This window comes from Candidatus Bathyarchaeia archaeon (assembly GCA_041447175.1).
In the GTDB taxonomy this organism is placed as follows: Archaea; Thermoproteota; Bathyarchaeia; order Bathyarchaeales; family Bathycorpusculaceae; genus JADGNF01.
In genome coordinates, this window is the sequence record CP166960.1 from 1301029 (window position 1) to 1320301 (window position 19273).

Below are 19273 nucleotides of genomic sequence, written 5' to 3' on the forward strand. Positions count from 1 at the left end.
TAACGCTCATGAAGCGGCAAAATGCCTCAATTCACTTATTTTATGTATCTCAATGGCGTTGCTGGCATGCTGCATTTTAGTTCTCATACCCGCGGTGAACAGAACAGTTTCTTTGTCGTCAAGCAGATGCATTTCGCAGAGTTTGTTTGCAACAGCGGATATGCGGTCTTTTTCCTGCCGATAATTCACCAAAACGGGCTGAACCCCAAACGTGAGCTCCAAATGCTTTTTAACATTGAGTTCAGGGGTGACGGCGATTATAGGTTGGGAAACTTTGAAACGCGCAATCATGCGGGCAGTGTAACCTGAACGCGTCAAGGTTACCACTTTGTCAACCGGCATGTTTTGGCAAATTCGCTGGATTGCACGGCTTACGGTGTCGGAGATGTTGATGAAAGCGGAGTCTTCAACGTTGCTTTTGACGGCTTTTTCGGTTTCGTTAGCTATACGAGTCATAAGCTCAACGGTTTCCACTGGATATTTGCCAACTGCGGTTTCACCCGAAAGCATCACAGCATCTGAGCCATCCAAAATTGCGTTGGCAACGTCGCTGACTTCTGCGCGGGTCGGTTTAGGCTGATGAATCATTGATTCAAGCATTTCGGTGGCTGTGACAACCAGTTTTCCCTGCTGATTACACATTCGTATGAGAGATTTTTGAACCAAAGGCACCCGTTCAGGCTCAATCTCAACACCCAAATCTCCGCGGGCAACCATTAACCCACTGCTGGCACCCAAAATGTCACGGGCATTCTGGACACCTTCAAAGTTCTCGATTTTAGCGATGATTCCGCCGTCAAAACCGTTGACTTGAGAGAGGTTTGTCACGTCTTCGACATTTCGAGCGAAAGACAGCGCGATATATTCTACATTATGGGTTTTTGCGAATTTTATGAGTTCAAGGTCGGTTCCGGTGAAGGTTGGAAGGGGTAAGTGCTTGTTGGGGATGTTGACGCCTTTGCCGTCTTCCACAACCCCATCATCCAAAACCAGCAAGTGAAGCTTTTGGGCTTTCTTTTCGACGACGCGAGTACGGATTTTTCCGTTGTCAATCAAAACCGTGTCTTCCGGTGCCATTTCTTCGTAGAAATTGTGGTTGAAGCATACCTCCCCGCTGTTAAACCCTACATCAAGAGTGTCGCCTGCTTTGAGGGTTCTTGGTTGGGCTGCTTTGATGCGGATTTCGGGTCCTTTTATGTCAAAAATTATGGGGATATCGGCGGTTTCGCGGACGTTTTCTATGATTGATTGGTATTGTTCAAGGTTTCCGTAAGCGGTGTTTATCCGTGCCCCATTCATACCCGCCTGAAAAAGTTTTGTAATGGTTTGCTTGGATGAACTGGCTGGACCTATGGTGCAGATGATTTTTGTTTTCTTCATAGAAACGCCCCTTAACCCTGTAAGAGTAGGTTGCTTTCAAGTAATGGTGACGGGGTATATTCAGGTTGCCATCAAAAACGCCTTTTGGGTTGGAAGGTTAGTTGTGGGGGCGTTTTAGGAGGAGAGGACTGATTTTTTTGGCGCGGTCGCTCCAGCCTAAACCCTGATAGAGAGTGTACAGCACATGCATGGGCATGATAGCCGTTTTCACCCCAACAAGGTAAATATGTTCAGGTGTGAAATCCATTTTGGCGCCCCATTCACCGTTGCTTATTTTGTATTGAAGGTCACCATGAACTTTCACGGGGACATTTGCCAAGTTGAATTCAAAATAGTGACTGCGAATGTACGCAGGGTATTCTTTTCCACCGATTTTGGCGTTTCGGCTTAATCGTTGGGTCTGGAAAAAAACGCCGGTGGGGTTACAATCTTTGACTGCCAAGAAAATTTCCACTGCACCTCTTTTGGTGGTCACAATTTCGACGCATTTGGGCTTCACGTTTACTGCTCGGAGGGCTTCAGAAAGTTCGCCTCCAACCATCCAATCTGTACGTTTTTTGGCTAGCCGTTTGTGGAGTTGCAGTAAAGCTGAGATGTAATCTGGTTTTATCAGCGTTTCAGTCTTGGTTGCTGGCTCTCTGAGCCTGTTTGCGCTGGCAGTGTACACACTCATCTTTATCCACTCGTAAATAAAGAAAAATTAATCACACGCAGCCAATAGTTGAACCATATTCGTTAATTCTCAATATAGTTTTTCTGCAAAATTTCGAATAAGCATCAAACAAAGAAACAGGTAATGGCGACTTGGCTTTGAACCCAAAACAAGCCTCTACAGATTCAGTTTATATTCAGAGAATTTAAGCCTAAGTGACTGTGCCCCAACAACCACAACAGAAACTTAATGTTTGAAAAGGTATGGGGAAAAGGGTTGTTTGAGGTTTTCCGCTTGGTTTCTTATGCTGGTTTATGAATAAACTGAGATAGATATGGGTAAAGGCATATATTTGCTCAGTTGCCCTTTTATCAGTTTACCCTACAGGCGCAAGGCCATGACTGACATAATTGACAAAATTCAGCAGCTAAAAAAAGAAAAAAACGCTGTCATACTTGCACACAACTATCAGCGAGGAGAAATCCAAGAGGTAGCAGACTACGTAGGTGACAGCATCGAACTCAGCCGAAAAGCAATGGAAGAGAAAACCGCAAAAATCATCGTTTTCTGCGCAGTAGATTTCATGGCGCAGTCAGCGGCTATTCTTAATCCAGAGAAAAAAGTTCTTTTGCCCACACTGGGTGCGCGTTGCCCCATGGCACAAATGTTAACAGTAGAAGAAATCAAACGCGCCAAAACCAAGTACCCCAAAGCCCCTGCAGTGCTGTACGTGAACACACTAGGGGAAGCCAAAGCCGAATGCGACATATGCTGCACCAGCGCCAACGCTGTGCAGGTTTTGGAGTCTTTGGATGCTGACACAGTGCTGTTTGGTCCCGACCGCAACTTGGGCGAGTATGTAGCGGAGAAAACAGGCAAAACAGTTATTCCAATTCCTGAATGGGGTTTCTGCCCAACCCATTTACTGTTTCAACCTGAAGATGTCACCGTGATGAAACAGATACATCCTAAAGCCGTTGTGATGGTTCATCCAGAATGCAGCAAAGAGATGCGCAAAGTGGCAGATTTCATAGGGAGCACTAGCCAAATGTGCCGTTACGCCAAAGAATCCAACGCAACAGAATTCATCGTTGGAACCGAAGAGGGCATTTTGCATCGGCTCCGTAAAGAAAACCCTGACAAAAAATTCTTTTTGGCGTACGGGGATGCGGTTTGCCCGAACATGAAGCTGACTACTTTGGATAGGCTTTATGCTTCGTTGAAAGAGGAAAAGTATTTGGTGGAAGTTCCTGAAAATGTGGCGTCCAAAGCGCGTGGTTCACTGGAACGGATGTTTCAGGTCAAAGCCTAACGTTAAAGGGCTAAATGGTAACGACCACAGTTTTTAGGATTTTGACGCCTTTTTTTGTTGCCAATTCGTCGCTTACGTGGCGAATTTCGGAAGCTTTGCCCCTGACGGCTATGGCTTCTAGGCAGTCGCGTTCGCCTATGTGTATATGCAGGGTGGAGGTGACAACGTCGGAGTGGTGATGTTGAACTTCGGTTAAGCCGCTTTCTAACCCCCTAACGTCGTGGTCGTACACCATCAGGATTATGCCTGTTTGTTGGGTGGTGGATTCTTCTTGGAGCCATTTGCGTTCAGAGACAAAGAGGCGGACTGCGTCTTGGATGGCTTTGCTGCGGCTTTCGTAGCCCATTTTTGCGGTGATGGCGTCGAAGTCTTGGAGGAGTTCAGGGGGGAAGGTTACGCCTACACGGGTAATTTTGGTCATGTTTATCGATAGGGAATTGGTGGTTTATGCCTAAAAGCTTTTATACAATCCAGCAGCGGAAGCGCCGACACTAATGGCACTTTAACGTGTTTGTGGAGCGATAGTGTCTGTTCGGACATGCGATTTCCATCGATACCTCTCTGTAAATACAGTCCCCACTTGCTGAGGTTTCGATGTTAAGGTGCTGCTGCATGCTTGCTATAGGTTTGCGAATGTGAGGTTATGGCTGTTTGAAGTGTCTTGTTTTGGTTTTTATTTGTCGTAGCTGTTGGCGCTAAAATGCCTCTGCAGACACTATCTATCGTTAGGTGTTTTCCTTGCATGATGTTTGCTGCGACTTGTTCTATCGTCTAGGCAAACGATTTCTTCTTGTGAACACATTTGCGCATCCAATGGTTAGAACCGTAAACGTAAGGGTTACAACTGCGGGGTTCATTTCGGGGACTGTGGGTGATGGTGAAGGCGACGCCGTTAATGAGGGCGATGGCGATGGACTATGGTTCGCTGTAGTTGAGTTATCGTTAATTGTTATGGTTTGTGTGTTGCTCCAACCGCTTGTCTCGCTCATAGTGAAACGTTTTTCATAGTTTCCAGAACCGCTCAGTGATGGAATGTAAACTTGAATATAGTGCCACAGCATTGCCTCTACTTGAATATCTACTTGAGAACCAGTGACAAAAGGATAGACTGCTGCAATGGGTATCCTTGTATATTCAGACGCTGATGCGCCCTGAAGGGTTCCTGAAGAATGCATGGAATAGGAGTAAAGGTCAGCCCAACTCTCTCCAAAGTGACCTTTGTATCTAACATTATAATACAAACGGTAGTTAGGGGCAACAGGCTGGTTTTTAATCGTGACAACTATGGACCTATTCTCTACATGATTCCCTTCGTGGATAGTCACATTTTCTCCCGTGTACGGGTTTACTTCAAAAGTTGGTGGAACATCATATGGGTGGGATTCAAACTGTAAGGTAAACTCCGGAATAGACAACGAAGACATAACCGTGAGGCTGTCTATGTTAAAGAAAACAAAGCCCGAATCACCCACGTTTCCCGCAGCGTCTTTAGCGTAAATAATCAAGTTGTGCATACCCGCCGACAAATCCGACAAAGTGGTGTTTCCTGTGAGGGTGGTGTTGGCTTGCTGGTCCACGGCGTAGCTGAGCTGGGTTGTTGGTTCGTTTACGCAGAAAGTTAGCGGCACCTGTCCGGAGTTGTAGGTTTTGTCGGCTACGGATAAACTGGAAACGGTAGGCGGCGTCGTGTCTACGGGGAAGTAGACGGTTGCGTTGCTACGGGTTGAAAAAACCGTCATGTTATCAAAGTCGGCGGTGGTTCCTTCGACATAAACGGTCAGGCTGTGGTTGCCTTCAGGCAAAGTCAAGTTTTCAGAGTAACAGAACTCTGGCAAACCTACACTGCCCCGTGTATAAACCTCGCATTCGTAGAGCACCCCAGCGTTTTCGGGATACCCGCTGGAACTGTCGTCCACATCTAAGGCATATAAAACTCGGGAAACGCCCTCATCCACAGGCACAGGCGAATGAGGGTTAGTTACGTTGAAGCTGAAGCTGAGGGTTCTGGAAGCGTAAGCAGTATTGTTTTGGGGACTGAACACGGCGATTGTTGGGGGCGTTGTTTCGGGGTACGGGTCAATCGGAGTCCAAAAAAACGAGAACGGGTTCGCGTCTACTTCATTGACAGTCATCGCGAACAAAAGGACAAAGAGAACGATTGCTGTGAGGACGATTTTTCTGTTCATTGCCTACTTGTCTTCCTTTTCCAGCAGATTATCAGCAATGTAGACGCAACGAAGAGGGGACTCATCCATGGAGAAAACTCGGGAATTGTAGGAGACGGAGACAGCTTCAAAGAGGCAGTTGGAAAAGGTGATTCTGCTTGGCCATCATTTTCATTTTTTGGGGGTTCACCTATTGCGTAGAGTTTGCTGTCGCTGGAGCCTACATATAATACGCCGTCGGCAACAGCTGGTGAAGATTTAACGATTCCACCCGTGGTGTAGGTCCAAATTATTGCGCCTGTAGTTGCGTTTAAGGCGTAGATTTTGTGTCCCGTCGTCGAATTTAGGAGATAAGAGGGCCCAGTGTCGTCTGAGCCCACGTAAACTATTCCGTCAGCGACAGCAGGTGAAGACTGGCTTATGGAGCCTATGGTTTGATTCCAACGTAAAGCGCCTGTTGCTGCATCTAATGCGAAAACTCCGCCAGCATGAAGAACACTTGACCCCCCATAAGTCGTGCAAACATAAAGCATTCCGTTGGCTACTGCAGGACAAGACATGTAACAGCCTCCGCTGACGCTTCCGTTCCAAACAAAAGCGCCGTTATACGCGTTGAAAGCCTGAACAACCTCCGTCGTCGCCCCCGCATAAACTAAACCCTCATCAACAGTCAGGGCATCTATACCATAAGCATCAATGTTTCCGTTCCAGATTGCGGCTCCTGTAATTGCGTCTAGAGCTTCAAGCCCCCGCGATGACCCAATGTAAACCACGCCGTCTGCAACTGCAGGAGAAGAAGATATCCAAGCGGATGGGTCATATATCCACAAGAGCTTGCCTGTTGTCATATTCAAAGCGTAAAGTTCGCCACCGTGACCCGCCTCAGCAACGTAAACGCTCACATAAACTACGTCGTTCGCTACAGTTGTGGCAGAAATAGTGTTGGGATAAAGAGAGTTAATCGGACTCTTCCACAGCAGATCACCCGTTGAAGCATTTATTGCAAAGACCATGTGCGCACGGTAACCACCTGCATAGACCACGCCGTTCACAACTGCGGGGGATGACCGCGCTGGACCCTCAGTGGTGAAGTCCCAGATTAAGGTGCCATCCTGAGCGTCTACGGCATAGATGCTTCCATCGTCGGAGCCGAAATAAACTCTGCCGTCAACAACGACTGGTGAAGTCTCGATGGCTCCTCCTGTGGTGAAAAACCAACGCGTTTGGTTCGTCTTAGGACCAGATGAAGACGAAAAACCTGTGTGCCCAACATCGTGGTGAAACATTGGCCAATCGTTGGAGTCTGATAAGTCTGCAGCGGTGGTTAATGACTCTATAGATGCAGTCGACGCCGTTTTTTCGGTTTTAACGTTGAATTGGGTTGTTGCTGACCAATTCGCGTTATACACTACAGATGCATTGTTGATAAGTGCACCCCAGTAGACAGTTATGTTGTGGCTTCCTTCAGTTAAGTCTGTCAATTCTACTTGACCACTAAAGTTGTGGTCAGTGGCAATTGAGTATTGTACTGCTTTTGGCCCTTGAACCTCCGTAAATCTAACTCCAGAAGTCATGTTTTGCCCATCTAAAGCGTAGAAAAACCCATTAATCCACCCCTCCGATTCGTTCGCGGGAAGGAAGAAATAGCTGCTGCTTTGTGCCGTGAACTCCACAAGAACCGGGAGGGTATTTGTGGATTCGTTCTGCGGAGAAGGGATTGTGATGTTCATTTCGGGGTTCATCCAGTCTGGGGGAAGCGGATTAGCATCTGCCACTTCAAGACCCACGTTGCCCAAAGCCAAAACGAGGAATAGTGTGACTGTGACTGCTATGACTGCTTTCTTGCTCATAGCCATCAGCAAGTAATTAGGGGTGCAACAAGTTAAAAGGGTGTTTGTCAAGGTTTCTTCTGTAAAGAAAACTTTTAACCAAACGAAAGGGCTGCCCCGTGACGCGGCGGGGTTTAGTTATTCCGCAAGTTATATGAGCCCAAAACGCTCCATTCACAAAGGATAAACATGAAAAGAATTGCCTGCCTGCTCCTCATCGCCCTCTTAGCCACCTCAACAATGGCATGCCTATGCAACGCAAACTTTTTTCCACCCCCCGCATCGCTTCAACATGTTTACATCCGCGACGACGGTAGCATAGACCCCCCATCGGTTCCCATCAGGCGAGAAAACAACATTTACACGTTCACAGAAGACCTCTCAAACTTCACGCTAAACATCCAACGCAGCAACATAGCAGTGGACGGCGCAGGACACGTTTTGGCTGGGAACAGCAGCGGGCAAGGCATCGTTATGCGAAACGTGGCGGGCGTCATTATTAGGGATTTGACGGTTAGGAACCTACGGGAAGGCATTGAACTCACCTCATCCGTGGACTGCACACTTAGCCGAGTAACGGTAACCAAAGCAGAGCGTGGCGTTTACCTGTATAATTCCTCAAACAACATTATCCAAAAGAGCACCGTGAGGGCTAACAGCGGCGATGGCATCGTACTTTTGGATGGCTGCAACAACAACAGCATAACCGACAGCTGGATAGCAGATAATGGCAACGGAGGCATAAGCCTTCAAGCTCCTAATACGCTTCTAAACCAGACTGCCTGCAACCAAAACAGCATCATAGGAAACAACATCACAGCCAACGCGGTCTATGGCATCTGGATTTTGTCCTCCTCCGACTGCCTGATCCAACGCAACACTATTGGCAACAGCCAGTGGGGCATCCAACTGCATGGGGAGAACTGTAAAAACACCACCATCATTTGGAACCAAATCCGAAGCTGCCGAGGCTTTGGCATCATTTTAGCTGGCAAAACCAGCGGCAACACCGTCGCCAAAAACACGTTGATGTGGAACCAAGTTGGCGTGGACCTCACCCTCTCAGAGGATAGCCAGTTTTACAGTAACAACTTTGTTTACAACTATCAGCAGGTTGACACCCACTACGTTGGAGGCTTGGAAGGGGCACCGTGGTCTTTGTCGCCTCGTAACTTTTGGGATAACGGTTCAGAGACTGGCGGGAACTACTGGAGTGACTTGTACCGAAGCGACGACGATGACGACGGCTACATTGACACACCCTACATCGTTGATGAAAACAACACTGACCATTACCCTTTAATGCAGACGTTTGGCAACGTCGAAGGCTACGCAATGCCTACTCAGTCGCCCAAGCCTTCAACAGCCGCCACGCCATCCGCCACTGCATCACCCAACGAAACTTATAATCCACATTCTACCCCCACATTCCCCATCGAAATCGCCTACCTCATAGCATTCACCATAGCCGTTGTCGCCATCGCAACAGCGTACACAGTCAAAAAACGCAAACCCCACCCAGCACCCAAACAAGACAGACAGACAAGCAGCTACGGGAAACGCGATGACGGACCTTGAAATAGCCAAAAGCGAGCTACACGAAGAAAAACTATCCTTAGCTATGGTTAAAGATGGAAACGTCCTCTACGCCACAAAGAGTGACCCCGTCACCAGCATGCTAGAGGCTATTGATAAACACGGCGACAAGCTGATTGGTGCGTCGGTTGCTGTTCACGAGTCGACAAAAGCCTTCGCCTTACTTTGCGCCTACGCAAACATCAAAGAGGTTTACTCAGTGAGGATAAGCCGCAAAGCATTGACGACTTTCAAAACCAGCAAAATCAGTGTGTATTGGAACAAACTTGCCGAAAACACCAAAAACAGTGACAACACAGCCAGTTGCCCCTTTGAGAGAGCCGCCGCAAACATAAATGACCCCAAGAACGCGTATCAAACCTTAAAGAAGCGGTTCTTAAACTCCAAAAAAACGTCTCAGAAAACCACGAACGATTTATATCGCAGCAAGGTGAAAGATTAATAGTGAACTCTTATGATCAACGAACCTTTTCATCTGACAGATGTAAATTTTGAAGAAACCGTCAACAAGAATCCCCTAATCCTGGTTGACTTCTGGGCAGGGTGGTGTGGGCCATGCCGCGCTTTGGCGCCCACAATCGCAGAGTTAGCTAACGACTTGACAGGCAAAGTGTTAGTTGCCAAACTTAATGTTGATGAAAACCCCAAAACAGCAGAAAAATTTCAAGTTTTCAGCATTCCAACCGTGGTTCTGATTAAGGGTGGACAAGAAGTGGACCGCATCGTTGGTCTGTGCCCAAGAAAACAATACGATGCCGCACTAGAGAAACACATGTAACAGCTTGTTGAACGGCAGTTATTGCTGCTGTAGTTTCATTTTTTCGTACATCTTATCAAATGTCCATTTGATGCTGGATTTGAGTTCTTTGAGGCGTTCTTCATCGACGTTTTTGAGGATGATTTCGCGGATTAAGTCGTCTTCGCGGACGATGTTGTAGCTAAACATTTTTTCAGGCGTCAACTGCTTAAGCCGCACCAACTCGGTATCTTTGTCCTGCATCTTTGCAAAAACACGCTCCACCAAAAAATTGGTAAACGGCATCGTATTCACGCTGAAATGTTTGCTTTCGTCAGGCAAAACGTGAATAGAATCGTCTTTTTCAATGTAAATTATCGCCAACGACTCATCATGAACCGTCTTAAGCGGGATTACGTTGTCGGGTTCCCCACCCATATAGCCTGTTGGGCGGCTGGGTTTAGGCGCAGGTTTCTCTTCAACTTCGGGGGAGGGTTCCGTTGGGGCGGCTTGAGCTTCAACGTCTTTAAGGCTACCTCGTTTGAAGCCCTTCTCAAGCAAAATGCCGTTGACAACCTCGAGGGTTAATTGAAGCTCCTTGGCTTCGGCGTCCAGTTCCGCGAGGCGCGTTTCTAAACGTTGTTTGAGGGCAACGATAGCTTTGATTCTTTCTTGGTCCTGCGACACATCATGCACCAGCTATTTGTATATGGCTTCTACTTATCAATTCTTTCGCTAAAACCCACATCACCCAAATTACCCTCCAACACGCCATGTTAGCGTTTCTTGTGGGTGAATCGCAACAATCACAAACGCTTAAGAACACTTTGCGCCTTGCCTTCTAAGGCTGTTTTAACGTTATTTTATGGAGGTGAACCAACTTTAACCTTTTAGCAGCGATGGGTTGGATTTTAGCAGTTATAGGCGGCGTGATTCTGGTCATATTTGGTTTAATCTCCATCTTCAGCAGCCCTTTCGTGGGCATCTTCACGGTCTCCCTCATAAGCGGTCTTGACGCATTATTAAGCGGCATAATTCTCCTCATCGCAGGCGTAATCGCCATCGCAGGCGCAAAATGGACTTCCCACATACTCTGGGGCATAATTCTCCTAATTGTGGGCTTCATAGCAGGCGGCGTCGGAGGCACGATGGTCTTCATCGGCGCTCTACTGGGGTTGCTTTCTCGACTAATGAAATCCAAATAGCAAAGGCACAGGTTACGCTACAACACACGCCACAGGAAAAAGGAAACAGAACAGACCTCAACCAAAGCGTATGCTAAGCCTTTGAGTTAGCATGTTTCCGGAACGGAGAGGCAGACAGAAAATGCACACATATCCCAGTTAGTAGGTTGGTCCAAGAGGCTTCTTCCAGAATTCAGCTTTGGACTCGGCTTTTTCTTGGCCACTTTGCGATTGAGGTTTTAGGGCACCACATTTTTTGCAGACCAAGGAGTCATCTTTCTGTTCTGCGCCACAACCTAAACACAGCCAAACCATATCTTATCCTTCAAGAAGCGCCACGAATCTTCTCAACTGAGATTTAACAAGAGAACAGTATTTGTGTTTTGTGCAAATCCCCCAAAACCCCCTTTCATTTCCAGCCGAGCAGAAAAATCAACAAAAGCTATTTACGCATAACCAGTATAGCTCAGCTTAGGGTTTTCGCGTTGGCAAACAGAATCATAGTGATAGGTGCAGGGATAGGCGGCTTATCCGCGGGGTGCTACGCCCAGATGAACGGATTTGAAAGCCAAATCTTTGAAATGCATAACCTTCCAGGCGGGCAATGCACAGCTTGGAAAAGAGGCGGCTTCACCTTCGACGGCTGCATACACCATTTAGCAGGATGTAAACAGGGTTACCTGCTGGAAGCCATGTGGAAAGAGTTAGGGGCACTGCCAAATAGGTGCATCATTTTTCCAAAAGACATGTGCCAAGTGGAAGATGAAAAGGGCAAACGCTTCACCGTCTACGTTAACCTTGAACAGCTTAAACAGGAAATGCAGGAACTCGCACCCCAAGACACTGCAGCCATAGACAGCTACATCAAGGCGGCACAAAAATTCACAGATTTGGACATGTTGGACATGCCCCTTTTGGACTCAGCGGGGTTTGCGGGGCGCTTTGTGAAAATGGCAACCCTCATGAAGTACGGATTACCCATGAGCCAGTTTGCCCAAAAATTTCAAGACCCCTTCATGCGCAAGGTTTTCCCCACCATTCAGTATGACTGGACAGAAACCCCGCTGTTTGTGCACCTGAACATGATGGGCAACTGTCACAGCCAAAACTACGGGGTCCCCGAAGGAGGCTCGTTGGAGTTTGCCAAAGCCATCGAACAGAAATACCGTAAACTCGGCGGAACCATAAACTACAACGCGAAAGTGCAAAAAATCCTTGTTGAAAACGACACCGCAGTGGGCGTTAGGCTTGCAGATGGTAGCGAGCACCGCGCTGATGTTGTGATTTCGGATGCGTTTGCTCACACCACCATCTTTGACATGCTGGAGGGGCGCTACATTGACGAGAACGTAGAAAAGATGTTTTCCAAACCCAAGGACGAAGTTGAGATGGGCATCCACGTCTCGCTGGGCGTAAACCGCGACTTGAGTAAGGAGCCGCGGGCGTTGGCGCTGTTTTTGGAGAAGCCCACAAAAATCGCTGACAAAGAACGCATTAAGCTGGATTTGGAGCTTTTCGGCTACGACCCCACATTAGCACCGGCTGGAAAATCAGTCATAAAGGCGCTTTTACCAACATCATACACGTTCTGGAACAACCTACGCAACGACCAAAAACGTTACAAAGCACAAAAACAGGCGATAGCCCAAACTGTACTAGAACTTCTGGAGAAGTGCTTTCCAGGCATAACTGACCAAGTAGAAGCTGCCGACGTAGTCACGCCCCTGACGACAGAGCGGTTCACAGGCATTAACGCCACCTACGACATCAGCTGGGGATTCACGGGTTCCCTGAAATTCATGCGTGGACAGCCTCGTGCGCTGCCCAAACTAAAAGGCTTTTATTTAGCGGGTGGACAGGCAGGACTGCCGGGATGTGCGGCTCAGGCAAGAAACATTATTCGCAAAATCTGTCAGCAGCACAACCGCAAATTTCGACACACCCAAAACTAAATCGCTTCGTGGGGTGCTTTGCCAAATTTTGCCACCATCCGATGTAGCCTCTGTAACTGTTGCTGTACATTAACAACAACAGGCACCGAGGTCCCCATGGGTTTACATCGCCCAGCCAAAATAGCTTGGGCAACAGCGTCCACAGTGGGTTCTGCGTCGATAACCGTGTATGCAACCCCAATTTGTGGAGCGTAATGGGCGTCGGTTCCTGCAACACGTGATAAACCAAACTGCACCGCCGCCTGCTCGGCTTTGCGTCTGCTACGGTGGAAGGGAAACGCGCGCGCATTCAAAGTCTCGATGGCGTCAAACTTTGCAGAGACATTTTTGCCCAAACTTCCCTTGAAAAGGGCATACGGGTGGCATGCAACCGCGACTCCGCCAGCATCATGAATTTTCTCGACTGTTACTTCTGCAGATAAGCCTCGCGGGATGACTTCACGGAGGTTGAGCCCCACGATGTGCCCGTCGGCGCTGGAAACTTCTATGCCGGGAATTATGAGGAAATCAGGGGTTTGTTTGGCGATTTTAAGCGCGCCCTCGACACGGTTATGGTCGGTAACGGCAACGGCGTTTAAGCCACGTTTTTTGGCAAAAAGAATCAGTTCTTTTGGTGTAATCATTGAGTCTGAACTGTAGCAGGAGTGCACATGGAGGTCAGCTTTGACGACCATTATAAAACCGCTGCCGCTTTTTTCTCTCGGGTTTTCTGCAGCAACTCATCAAGCTTTTTTCCGTCAGCATCAATCTTTTGAAACAGCGGCGTCGGCTTGCCAATCTTATGCCCCGCCTCCAACGGTGCAACAGCTTCGTCCCAACGCATCTTTGCCACACCCTCCGAAAAACCCAAAGTCCGCCATAATTCTTCTGCGCGGCTGGGCATGAAGGGCGCCGAAGTCACGGCAAGTGCTTTGACGATTTGGGCGGCGACGTAGAATATGGTTGCGGCTTTGGCAGGGTCAGTTTTGAGCAGTTTCCAAGGTTCCTTTTCGTTGAGGTATTGGTTGCCCATGCGGCTGAGACTGATGAGGGTGTTGGCGGCTGACTGGAGCTTTGCAGCTTCAAGGTCGCGGGCTATGGCGTCAACTTTCTCTTGTATCGTCGAAAGCAGCGTTTCGTCGTCGGCGTTCAGCCTCTCGGCAGCGGGAACTTCTCCAGCAAATTTAGAGTTGATGAAAGTTAAGGCGCGATGAATAAAGTTGCCAAAGGTATCGTTAAGGTCAGCGTTAATTTTTGAGGTGAAAACCTCCCAAGTGAAATCCGCATCCTTCGTTTCAGGGCGACTCGCAATGAGGAAGAAACGCCAGTAATCCACAGGGAACAAGTCAAGAGCTTCATCAATCCAGATGCCAATTCGGCGGCTTTTGGAAGCTTTTTCACCGCCAAACTGCAAAAACTCAGTTGCAGACACATTCCAAGGCAGATTGTAGTCTTCGCCGGACGCCAACAACAACGCAGGCAGAATGATTGTGTGGAAGGGGATGTTGTCTTTGCCCACAAAATACAGGGTCTTGGAGTTTTTGTTAAACCAGAATTCCCGCCACTTCTCAGGCTCACCCAACCGCTGGCACTGCTCGATGGTTGCCGAAACGTACCCCAGCACCGCTTCAACCCAGACATAGATGGTTTTGCCTTCGGCACCTGGAAACGGCGCAGGAATCCCCCACTCCACATCTCGTGTGACTGCGCGGGGTTTTAAGCCTTCTTTTATCCAGTTGAGGCTAAAGTTTTTGGCGTTGCCCGAAATCTGGTGGTTCTCCTCCAGAAACTTGCAGAGAGGCGCGGCGAATTTGGAGAGGTCAATATACCAGTGTTTGGTTTTTTTGATCACGGGCGGGTTTTGGCAGATTACGCATCGGGGCTCAACTAGTGTTGTGGGGTCCAGTAGCCTGCCGCATCGGTCGCATTGGTCGCCGCGGGCGTGCTCATAGTTGCAGTGTGGGCAGTGTCCTTCGACGAAGCGGTCAGGCAGAAACCGCTGGTCATGCTCACAGTAAAGCATTTCAGTTTCTTTTTCAAAGATGTAGCCGTTGCGGTAAACCTTCATCAGATGCTGCTGCACGAACTCCTTGTGCACGGGACTTTCGGTGCTGGTATAATTGTCAAAACTGGCGCCCCAACGGCGAAACAGCTCCGAGACGTAAGCGTGGTTGCGGTCGGTGAGCTGTTTAGGCGTGATTTTTTCCTTCATGGCTTCCACTTCAATAGGTGTGCCATGGGTGTCTGAACCGCTGACCATCAGAACATCTTCACCTTGAAGGCGGTAGTAACGTGCGGCGACGTCTGCTGAAAGAACCGAACCAACAAGGTTCCCTAGGTGCGGCGTCACGTTGATGTAGGGCCAAGCGGATGTAACAAGAACCTTTTCGGGCAAACTGTGTGTCTCCGACAAACCGTTTCGTGCCGCCCTTATTAAAATTACTACACATGTCTGAGGGAGGGGAAAAACAGGTATACCCGCCATACAGGTTGTGAGTACCCATTATGTGTAATTTTTCAACGCCAAAGCTACCTGCAGCTGACAACAAGTTTTTCTGCTAAAATCAATCACGAAACCTCTTATATAGAACACAAAAGCCTAGTTTATGGGACATGGCATTGCAGAAACACCCGATGCAACTCCAAAAACAAACACGTCAGCTAAATTTTTCAAAGCCGCCTGCTGGCATGGAGGCTTAACGTGAAGATTCTCCTGATAAACCCGCCCCAATCATACTATCCAGACTCAGACTTGGTGACTGGAAATCTGCCGCTGGGCTTGATGTACTTAGCCGCGGTTTTGGACAAAGAAGGGTACAAAGTGGAGATTCTGGACGCCTTCATGTCAGACGCCGCCTTCCACACCGTCGGTGACACAATCGAAGTCGGTTTGTCCTACAACAAAATCCGCGGCGAAATCCAAAGCCGAAAACCTGACCTCGTCGGTGTAGCCAACCCGTTCTCCTCCCAAATCGAACACGCCAAAAAAGTTGCCGAAGTAGCCAAAGGGGTGGATCCACAAATTTTCACCGTGGTAGGTGGTCCACATGCTTCAGTGGTTCCCGAAACTTTTCTGCAGGAGGCTAAGAGCGTTGATGTGGCGGTTATCGGTGAGGGCGAATATATCCTGCTGGATTTGGTCAAGTTCTTAGGCGGTACCAAGAAACTGCAAGACATTGAAGGCATTGCCTATCGCGAAAACGGGCAAATCAAACTGACGCATCCAAGACCCTTCATCAAAAACTTGGACGAACTGCCCTATCCTGCGTATCACTTGGTGGATATGGAGCAGTACCTTAACCCCGTTAAAATCGAGTACCGCAGCTTTAAACCCCGCGCGTTAGCCATGGTAACCAGCCGCGGCTGCCCCTACAACTGCTGCTTCTGCTCGGTACACCTACACATGGGAAAAGCCTTCAGAGCAAACTCAGCAGGCTACGTGGCTGACCACTTGCAGTTTGTGGTGGACAAGTACCGCGTAAAAAACGTGTTTTTTGAAGACGACAACCTCACATTTGACCAGAAACGCATGGAAGCCATCTGCGACCAAATCGTTGAGCGCAAAATCAAATTCAACTGGGAAACGCCCAACGGCGTCCGCGCTGACCGCCTCAACCTTGAATTACTCAAGAAAATGAAGAAGTCAGGGTGCCGCAGCGTCTTTTTCGGCATCGAATCAGGCGACCAAACGGTTTCTGACAACATCATACACAAAGACATAGACTTGGCAAAGGTGGTTGAGGTCGCCGAGATGTGTAAGCAGATTCATTTGACCAGCGGCGGCTTTTACATCATCGGGTTCCCAGGCGAAAAAATCGAAAACATGAAGAAGACCGTCGAGTTTGGTCTCATGCTGAAACGCGACTACAATGTGGGTATGCACCTGTTGGTTGCTACCCCCTCATACGGCACCAAACTGTATGAGGAGTGTATGAAGAAGGGCTACGTGAAGGAGGATTTGACGCCGCGGGCTTTGGCGGAGGTGCGGCAGACTATGGGTAAGCCCCTGATTGAAACGGAGGACTTCACCGCAGAGGATGTGCAGGAAATCGCCGCGTACGCCATGAAAGAATACAAGCGGCTGTCCATAATTAACAGCGTGAAATACCCCCGCAAAACGTTGGACACGCTGTTCCATAATCCGCATATCGCCGTGAAATTCATCAAAAAAATATTAGCCTAACGGGTAACTGAACGTATCAAAATGAAAACAAAAACTAACAACCTCGTTGTCTACGCGATGGGTTTAGTCTTGTTGCTGGTTGTGGCTTTTGCAGGCAACAGTTTCTTTGATGCCGCCGGGGCTTATAGGTCCTCAGATAGCTGGCCCATGTTCCACCATAACCCCGCCCACACAGGTACATCAGCGTCGGCGGCGCCCAAAACCAACCAGACCCTTTGGCAGTTCAACACGGGCGGACCCGCAGACTCGCCACTCGTTGCCGGCGGAGTGATTTATGTAGGGTCACTAGACGACCGGTTCTACGCACTCAACTCTTCGAACGGCAAAGTCATCTGGAACTACACAACAGGCGGAAACGTGTTGTCTCCTGCCGCCTTCGGCGAAGGCTTGGTGTTTTTCGGCTCAGAAGACTTCAACGTTTACGCCCTCAACGCTTCAACGGGAGCCTACGTTTGGAGCTACAAAACGGGCTACTTTGTGGACTCCGCCGTAACCTACTCAGCGGGCACATTGTACGTGGCTTCCGAAGACCACAACCTCTATGCCCTGAATGCAGCCGACGGAGAAGTCATCTGGAGCTACCAAACAAACGACCGCATCATGCTCTCTTCCCCAATGGTGGCTAACGGAGTTGTTTACATCGGCTCACAAGACAACAAAGTATACGCATTAAACACAACAACAGGCGATTTGATTTGGAGTTACGCAGCCGGTGACGAAGTTGTTTCCTCCTGCGCCGTCTCCGAGGACACGGTTTTCTTTGGCTCAAAAGATGGCTACGTTTATGCATTGAATGCCTCGGAGGGAACGGTTATTTGGGCTTATCAGACGGATGGACCCGTGTTTTCTTCGCCAACAGTCGACGACGGCAAGGTGTATGTGGGTTCTCAGGATGGCGATCTCTACGTCCTAAACGCTCAAGAGGGAAGTTTGGTTTGGGATTTTGTCACCGACGGAGGAATTTCGGGTGGAGCTCCTGTTTCGGCGGGTGTTGTTTATGTGGGTTCACAAGACAGCAAAATCTACGCCCTAAACGCCTCTTCAGGCGAATACTTGTGGAGTTATGCAACGGATAACATGGTGATTTCTACACCCGCCGTCTCAGACGGAACGGTTTATGTTGGGGGCTGGGATGGACGGGTATATGCTTTGGGGGCATTAAATGGTGAACTGCGGTGGCGGTTTGTGACGGGCGGCGCAGTAGATTCTTCGCCAACCGTCGCCGACGGCGTAGTTTACGTGGGCGCCTACAACGGAAACGTATACGCCCTGAATGCTTCAACGGGTGCGGTTGCGTTTGATGAGTTTAGCAGCGATGTTTTGTGGAGTTTTCACACGGCAAACATGGTTATGTTTTCTTCCCCCGCAGTCGTGTCTGAGGTGGTTTATGTGGGCTCTTATGACGGCAAAATCTACGCCCTAAACAGGTTGGATGGCAGGGAAATTTGGAATTTCACCACGGGGTATGCGGTGGTTTCTTCACCCACAGTTGTCGACGGTGTTCTGTATGTTGGCTCGGAAGACAGCAGCGTCTACGCCCTCAATGCCTCCACGGGGAAGCTGGTTTGGGAGTACGCAACGGGGGACCAAATCCATGTTTCTTCGCCTGCAGTTGCCAACGGAGTGGTGTATGTGGGTTCAAATGACCACAACGTCTATGCCTTAAACGCCTCTAACGGAGACTACGTATGGGTTTTTTCCACGGGTGGATTTGTGGTTTCTTCACCTGCCGTGGTGAGGGACACGGTTTATGTTGGCTCCTACGACCACAAAGTCTACGCGTTGGATGCATCAACGGGGGTGCTCCGCTGGAATTTTGCCACAGGCGATTACGTGGCTAGTTCACCAGCCGTTGCTGATGGTTTAGTCTATGTGGGTTCAGGAGACCACAAGGTGTACGCTTTGGATGCTTCTTTGGGGACAAAGCTTTGGGAGTTCACAACTGGCGCAGAGGTGGCTTCGTCGCCTGCCGTGGCTGACAACGTGGTCTATGTAGGTTCGTTTGACGGCAAACTCTACGCTTTAGACGCTGCCTCTGGGGAGTTTTTGTGGAGCTACCAAACAGGCGGCATGGTTGCTTCTTCGCCTGCAGTCGCAGAGGGTTCTGTTTTTGTAGGGTCCTATGACCATTTGATTTACGCTTTTGGCCCTGCAGAGAAAACAGGCACGCAGGGTTCACCTGAAATTCCTGAGGCGCAATCACCTTTTTCCTTGATTGCTGCGGTTGTGTTTTTAGTTTCGATGTTGGTGTTGTCTGTTTGGCTGCGAAAAGGGTACTTGCCAAAAAAAAGGGTGATTGAATAGA

17 protein-coding genes are annotated in these 19273 nt (G+C 48.8%); 8 read left to right on the forward strand and 9 right to left on the reverse strand.

From position 1 onward, the window contains the following. Window positions 1-6 precede the first annotated feature (6 nt). The gene (pyk, locus tag ACBZ72_06840) at window positions 7-1380 is read right to left on the reverse strand and encodes a pyruvate kinase (GenBank protein ID XES78582.1); all 1374 of its coding nucleotides are present in this window, start codon (window positions 1378-1380) and stop codon (window positions 7-9) included. Between the two features lie 97 nt (window positions 1381-1477). Next, a complete protein-coding gene (locus ACBZ72_06845) occupies window positions 1478-2053 on the reverse strand; it encodes a hypothetical protein (protein XES78583.1) in 576 nt (191 codons plus the stop codon). Between the two features lie 376 nt (window positions 2054-2429). Here ACBZ72_06845 and nadA point away from each other — a divergent pair, with 376 nt between their 5' ends. Next, on the forward strand, window positions 2430-3344 hold the full coding sequence (gene nadA, locus ACBZ72_06850) for a quinolinate synthase NadA (GenBank protein XES78584.1): 915 nt from the start codon (window positions 2430-2432) through the stop codon (window positions 3342-3344). 10 nt (window positions 3345-3354) lie between these two features. Here the strand turns inward: nadA and nikR are convergent, their stop codons facing one another. The 3 genes from nikR to ACBZ72_06865 all read right to left on the reverse strand — a co-directional run bounded on the left by nikR (window position 3355) and on the right by ACBZ72_06865 (window position 7359). Beyond that, window positions 3355-3765: a nickel-responsive transcriptional regulator NikR gene (nikR, locus tag ACBZ72_06855; protein ID XES78585.1), complete on the reverse strand. Its 411-nt coding sequence runs from the start codon at window positions 3763-3765 to the stop codon at window positions 3355-3357. Window positions 3766-4108: 343 nt separating this feature from the next. Further along, window positions 4109-5530 carry a hypothetical protein gene (locus ACBZ72_06860; protein ID XES78586.1) on the reverse strand — a complete coding sequence of 474 codons (1422 nt, stop codon included), beginning with the start codon at window positions 5528-5530 and terminating at the stop codon, window positions 4109-4111. After that, a complete protein-coding gene (locus ACBZ72_06865) occupies window positions 5527-7359 on the reverse strand; it encodes a PQQ-binding-like beta-propeller repeat protein (protein XES78587.1) in 1833 nt (610 codons plus the stop codon). Before ACBZ72_06865 ends, ACBZ72_06860 begins: the two co-directional genes overlap by 4 nt. Before the next feature lie 168 nt (window positions 7360-7527). Here ACBZ72_06865 and ACBZ72_06870 point away from each other — a divergent pair, with 168 nt between their 5' ends. From ACBZ72_06870 to trxA, 3 genes are read left to right on the forward strand one after another with little or no spacing between them, the layout of a single operon-like run. Then, window positions 7528-8916 (forward strand): nitrous oxide reductase family maturation protein NosD, encoded by a 1389-nt coding sequence (locus tag ACBZ72_06870; protein ID XES78588.1) that lies wholly within the window; start codon window positions 7528-7530, stop codon window positions 8914-8916. Continuing rightward, window positions 8903-9376, forward strand: coding sequence for a DUF1893 domain-containing protein (locus tag ACBZ72_06875; protein XES78589.1), 474 nt, complete (start codon window positions 8903-8905; stop codon window positions 9374-9376). Before ACBZ72_06870 ends, ACBZ72_06875 begins: the two co-directional genes overlap by 14 nt. Window positions 9377-9391: 15 nt before the next feature. Continuing rightward, complete coding sequence (gene trxA, locus ACBZ72_06880; protein ID XES78662.1) at window positions 9392-9712, forward strand: thioredoxin; 321 nt, start codon at window positions 9392-9394, stop codon at window positions 9710-9712. Between the two features lie 18 nt (window positions 9713-9730). Here the strand turns inward: trxA and ACBZ72_06885 are convergent, their stop codons facing one another. After that, entirely contained in the window at window positions 9731-10357 is a 627-nt protein-coding gene (locus ACBZ72_06885) for a hypothetical protein (protein ID XES78590.1), read from the reverse strand. A gap of 212 nt (window positions 10358-10569) precedes the next feature. Between ACBZ72_06885 and ACBZ72_06890 the strand changes: the two genes are divergently transcribed. Beyond that, on the forward strand, window positions 10570-10875 hold the full coding sequence (locus ACBZ72_06890; GenBank protein ID XES78591.1) for a hypothetical protein: 306 nt from the start codon (window positions 10570-10572) through the stop codon (window positions 10873-10875). A 138-nt stretch (window positions 10876-11013) separates the two neighbouring features. Here the strand turns inward: ACBZ72_06890 and ACBZ72_06895 are convergent, their stop codons facing one another. Then, window positions 11014-11169: a hypothetical protein gene (locus tag ACBZ72_06895; protein ID XES78592.1), complete on the reverse strand. Its 156-nt coding sequence runs from the start codon at window positions 11167-11169 to the stop codon at window positions 11014-11016. 170 nt (window positions 11170-11339) lie between these two features. Here ACBZ72_06895 and ACBZ72_06900 point away from each other — a divergent pair, with 170 nt between their 5' ends. Then, window positions 11340-12806 carry a phytoene desaturase family protein gene (locus ACBZ72_06900; GenBank protein XES78593.1) on the forward strand — a complete coding sequence of 489 codons (1467 nt, stop codon included), beginning with the start codon at window positions 11340-11342 and terminating at the stop codon, window positions 12804-12806. Here the strand turns inward: ACBZ72_06900 and ACBZ72_06905 are convergent. Both ACBZ72_06905 and metG read right to left on the reverse strand, forming a co-directional pair. Beyond that, window positions 12803-13480, reverse strand: coding sequence for a CehA/McbA family metallohydrolase (locus tag ACBZ72_06905; GenBank protein XES78594.1), 678 nt, complete (start codon window positions 13478-13480; stop codon window positions 12803-12805). The genes ACBZ72_06900 and ACBZ72_06905 overlap by 4 nt on opposite strands. Next, window positions 13480-15180 carry a methionine--tRNA ligase gene (gene metG / locus ACBZ72_06910; GenBank protein XES78595.1) on the reverse strand — a complete coding sequence of 567 codons (1701 nt, stop codon included), beginning with the start codon at window positions 15178-15180 and terminating at the stop codon, window positions 13480-13482. The genes ACBZ72_06905 and metG overlap by 1 nt, the downstream gene beginning before the upstream one ends. A 306-nt stretch (window positions 15181-15486) precedes the next feature. On the opposite strand from metG, the gene ACBZ72_06915 reads away from it, so the two are divergent. Together ACBZ72_06915 and ACBZ72_06920 are read left to right on the forward strand one after the other, a co-directional pair. Then, window positions 15487-16968 carry a radical SAM protein gene (locus ACBZ72_06915; protein ID XES78596.1) on the forward strand — a complete coding sequence of 494 codons (1482 nt, stop codon included), beginning with the start codon at window positions 15487-15489 and terminating at the stop codon, window positions 16966-16968. Window positions 16969-16989: 21 nt separating this feature from the next. Further along, the gene (locus tag ACBZ72_06920) at window positions 16990-19272 is read left to right on the forward strand and encodes a PQQ-binding-like beta-propeller repeat protein (GenBank protein ID XES78597.1); all 2283 of its coding nucleotides are present in this window, start codon (window positions 16990-16992) and stop codon (window positions 19270-19272) included. Window position 19273: the final 1 nt, after the last annotated feature.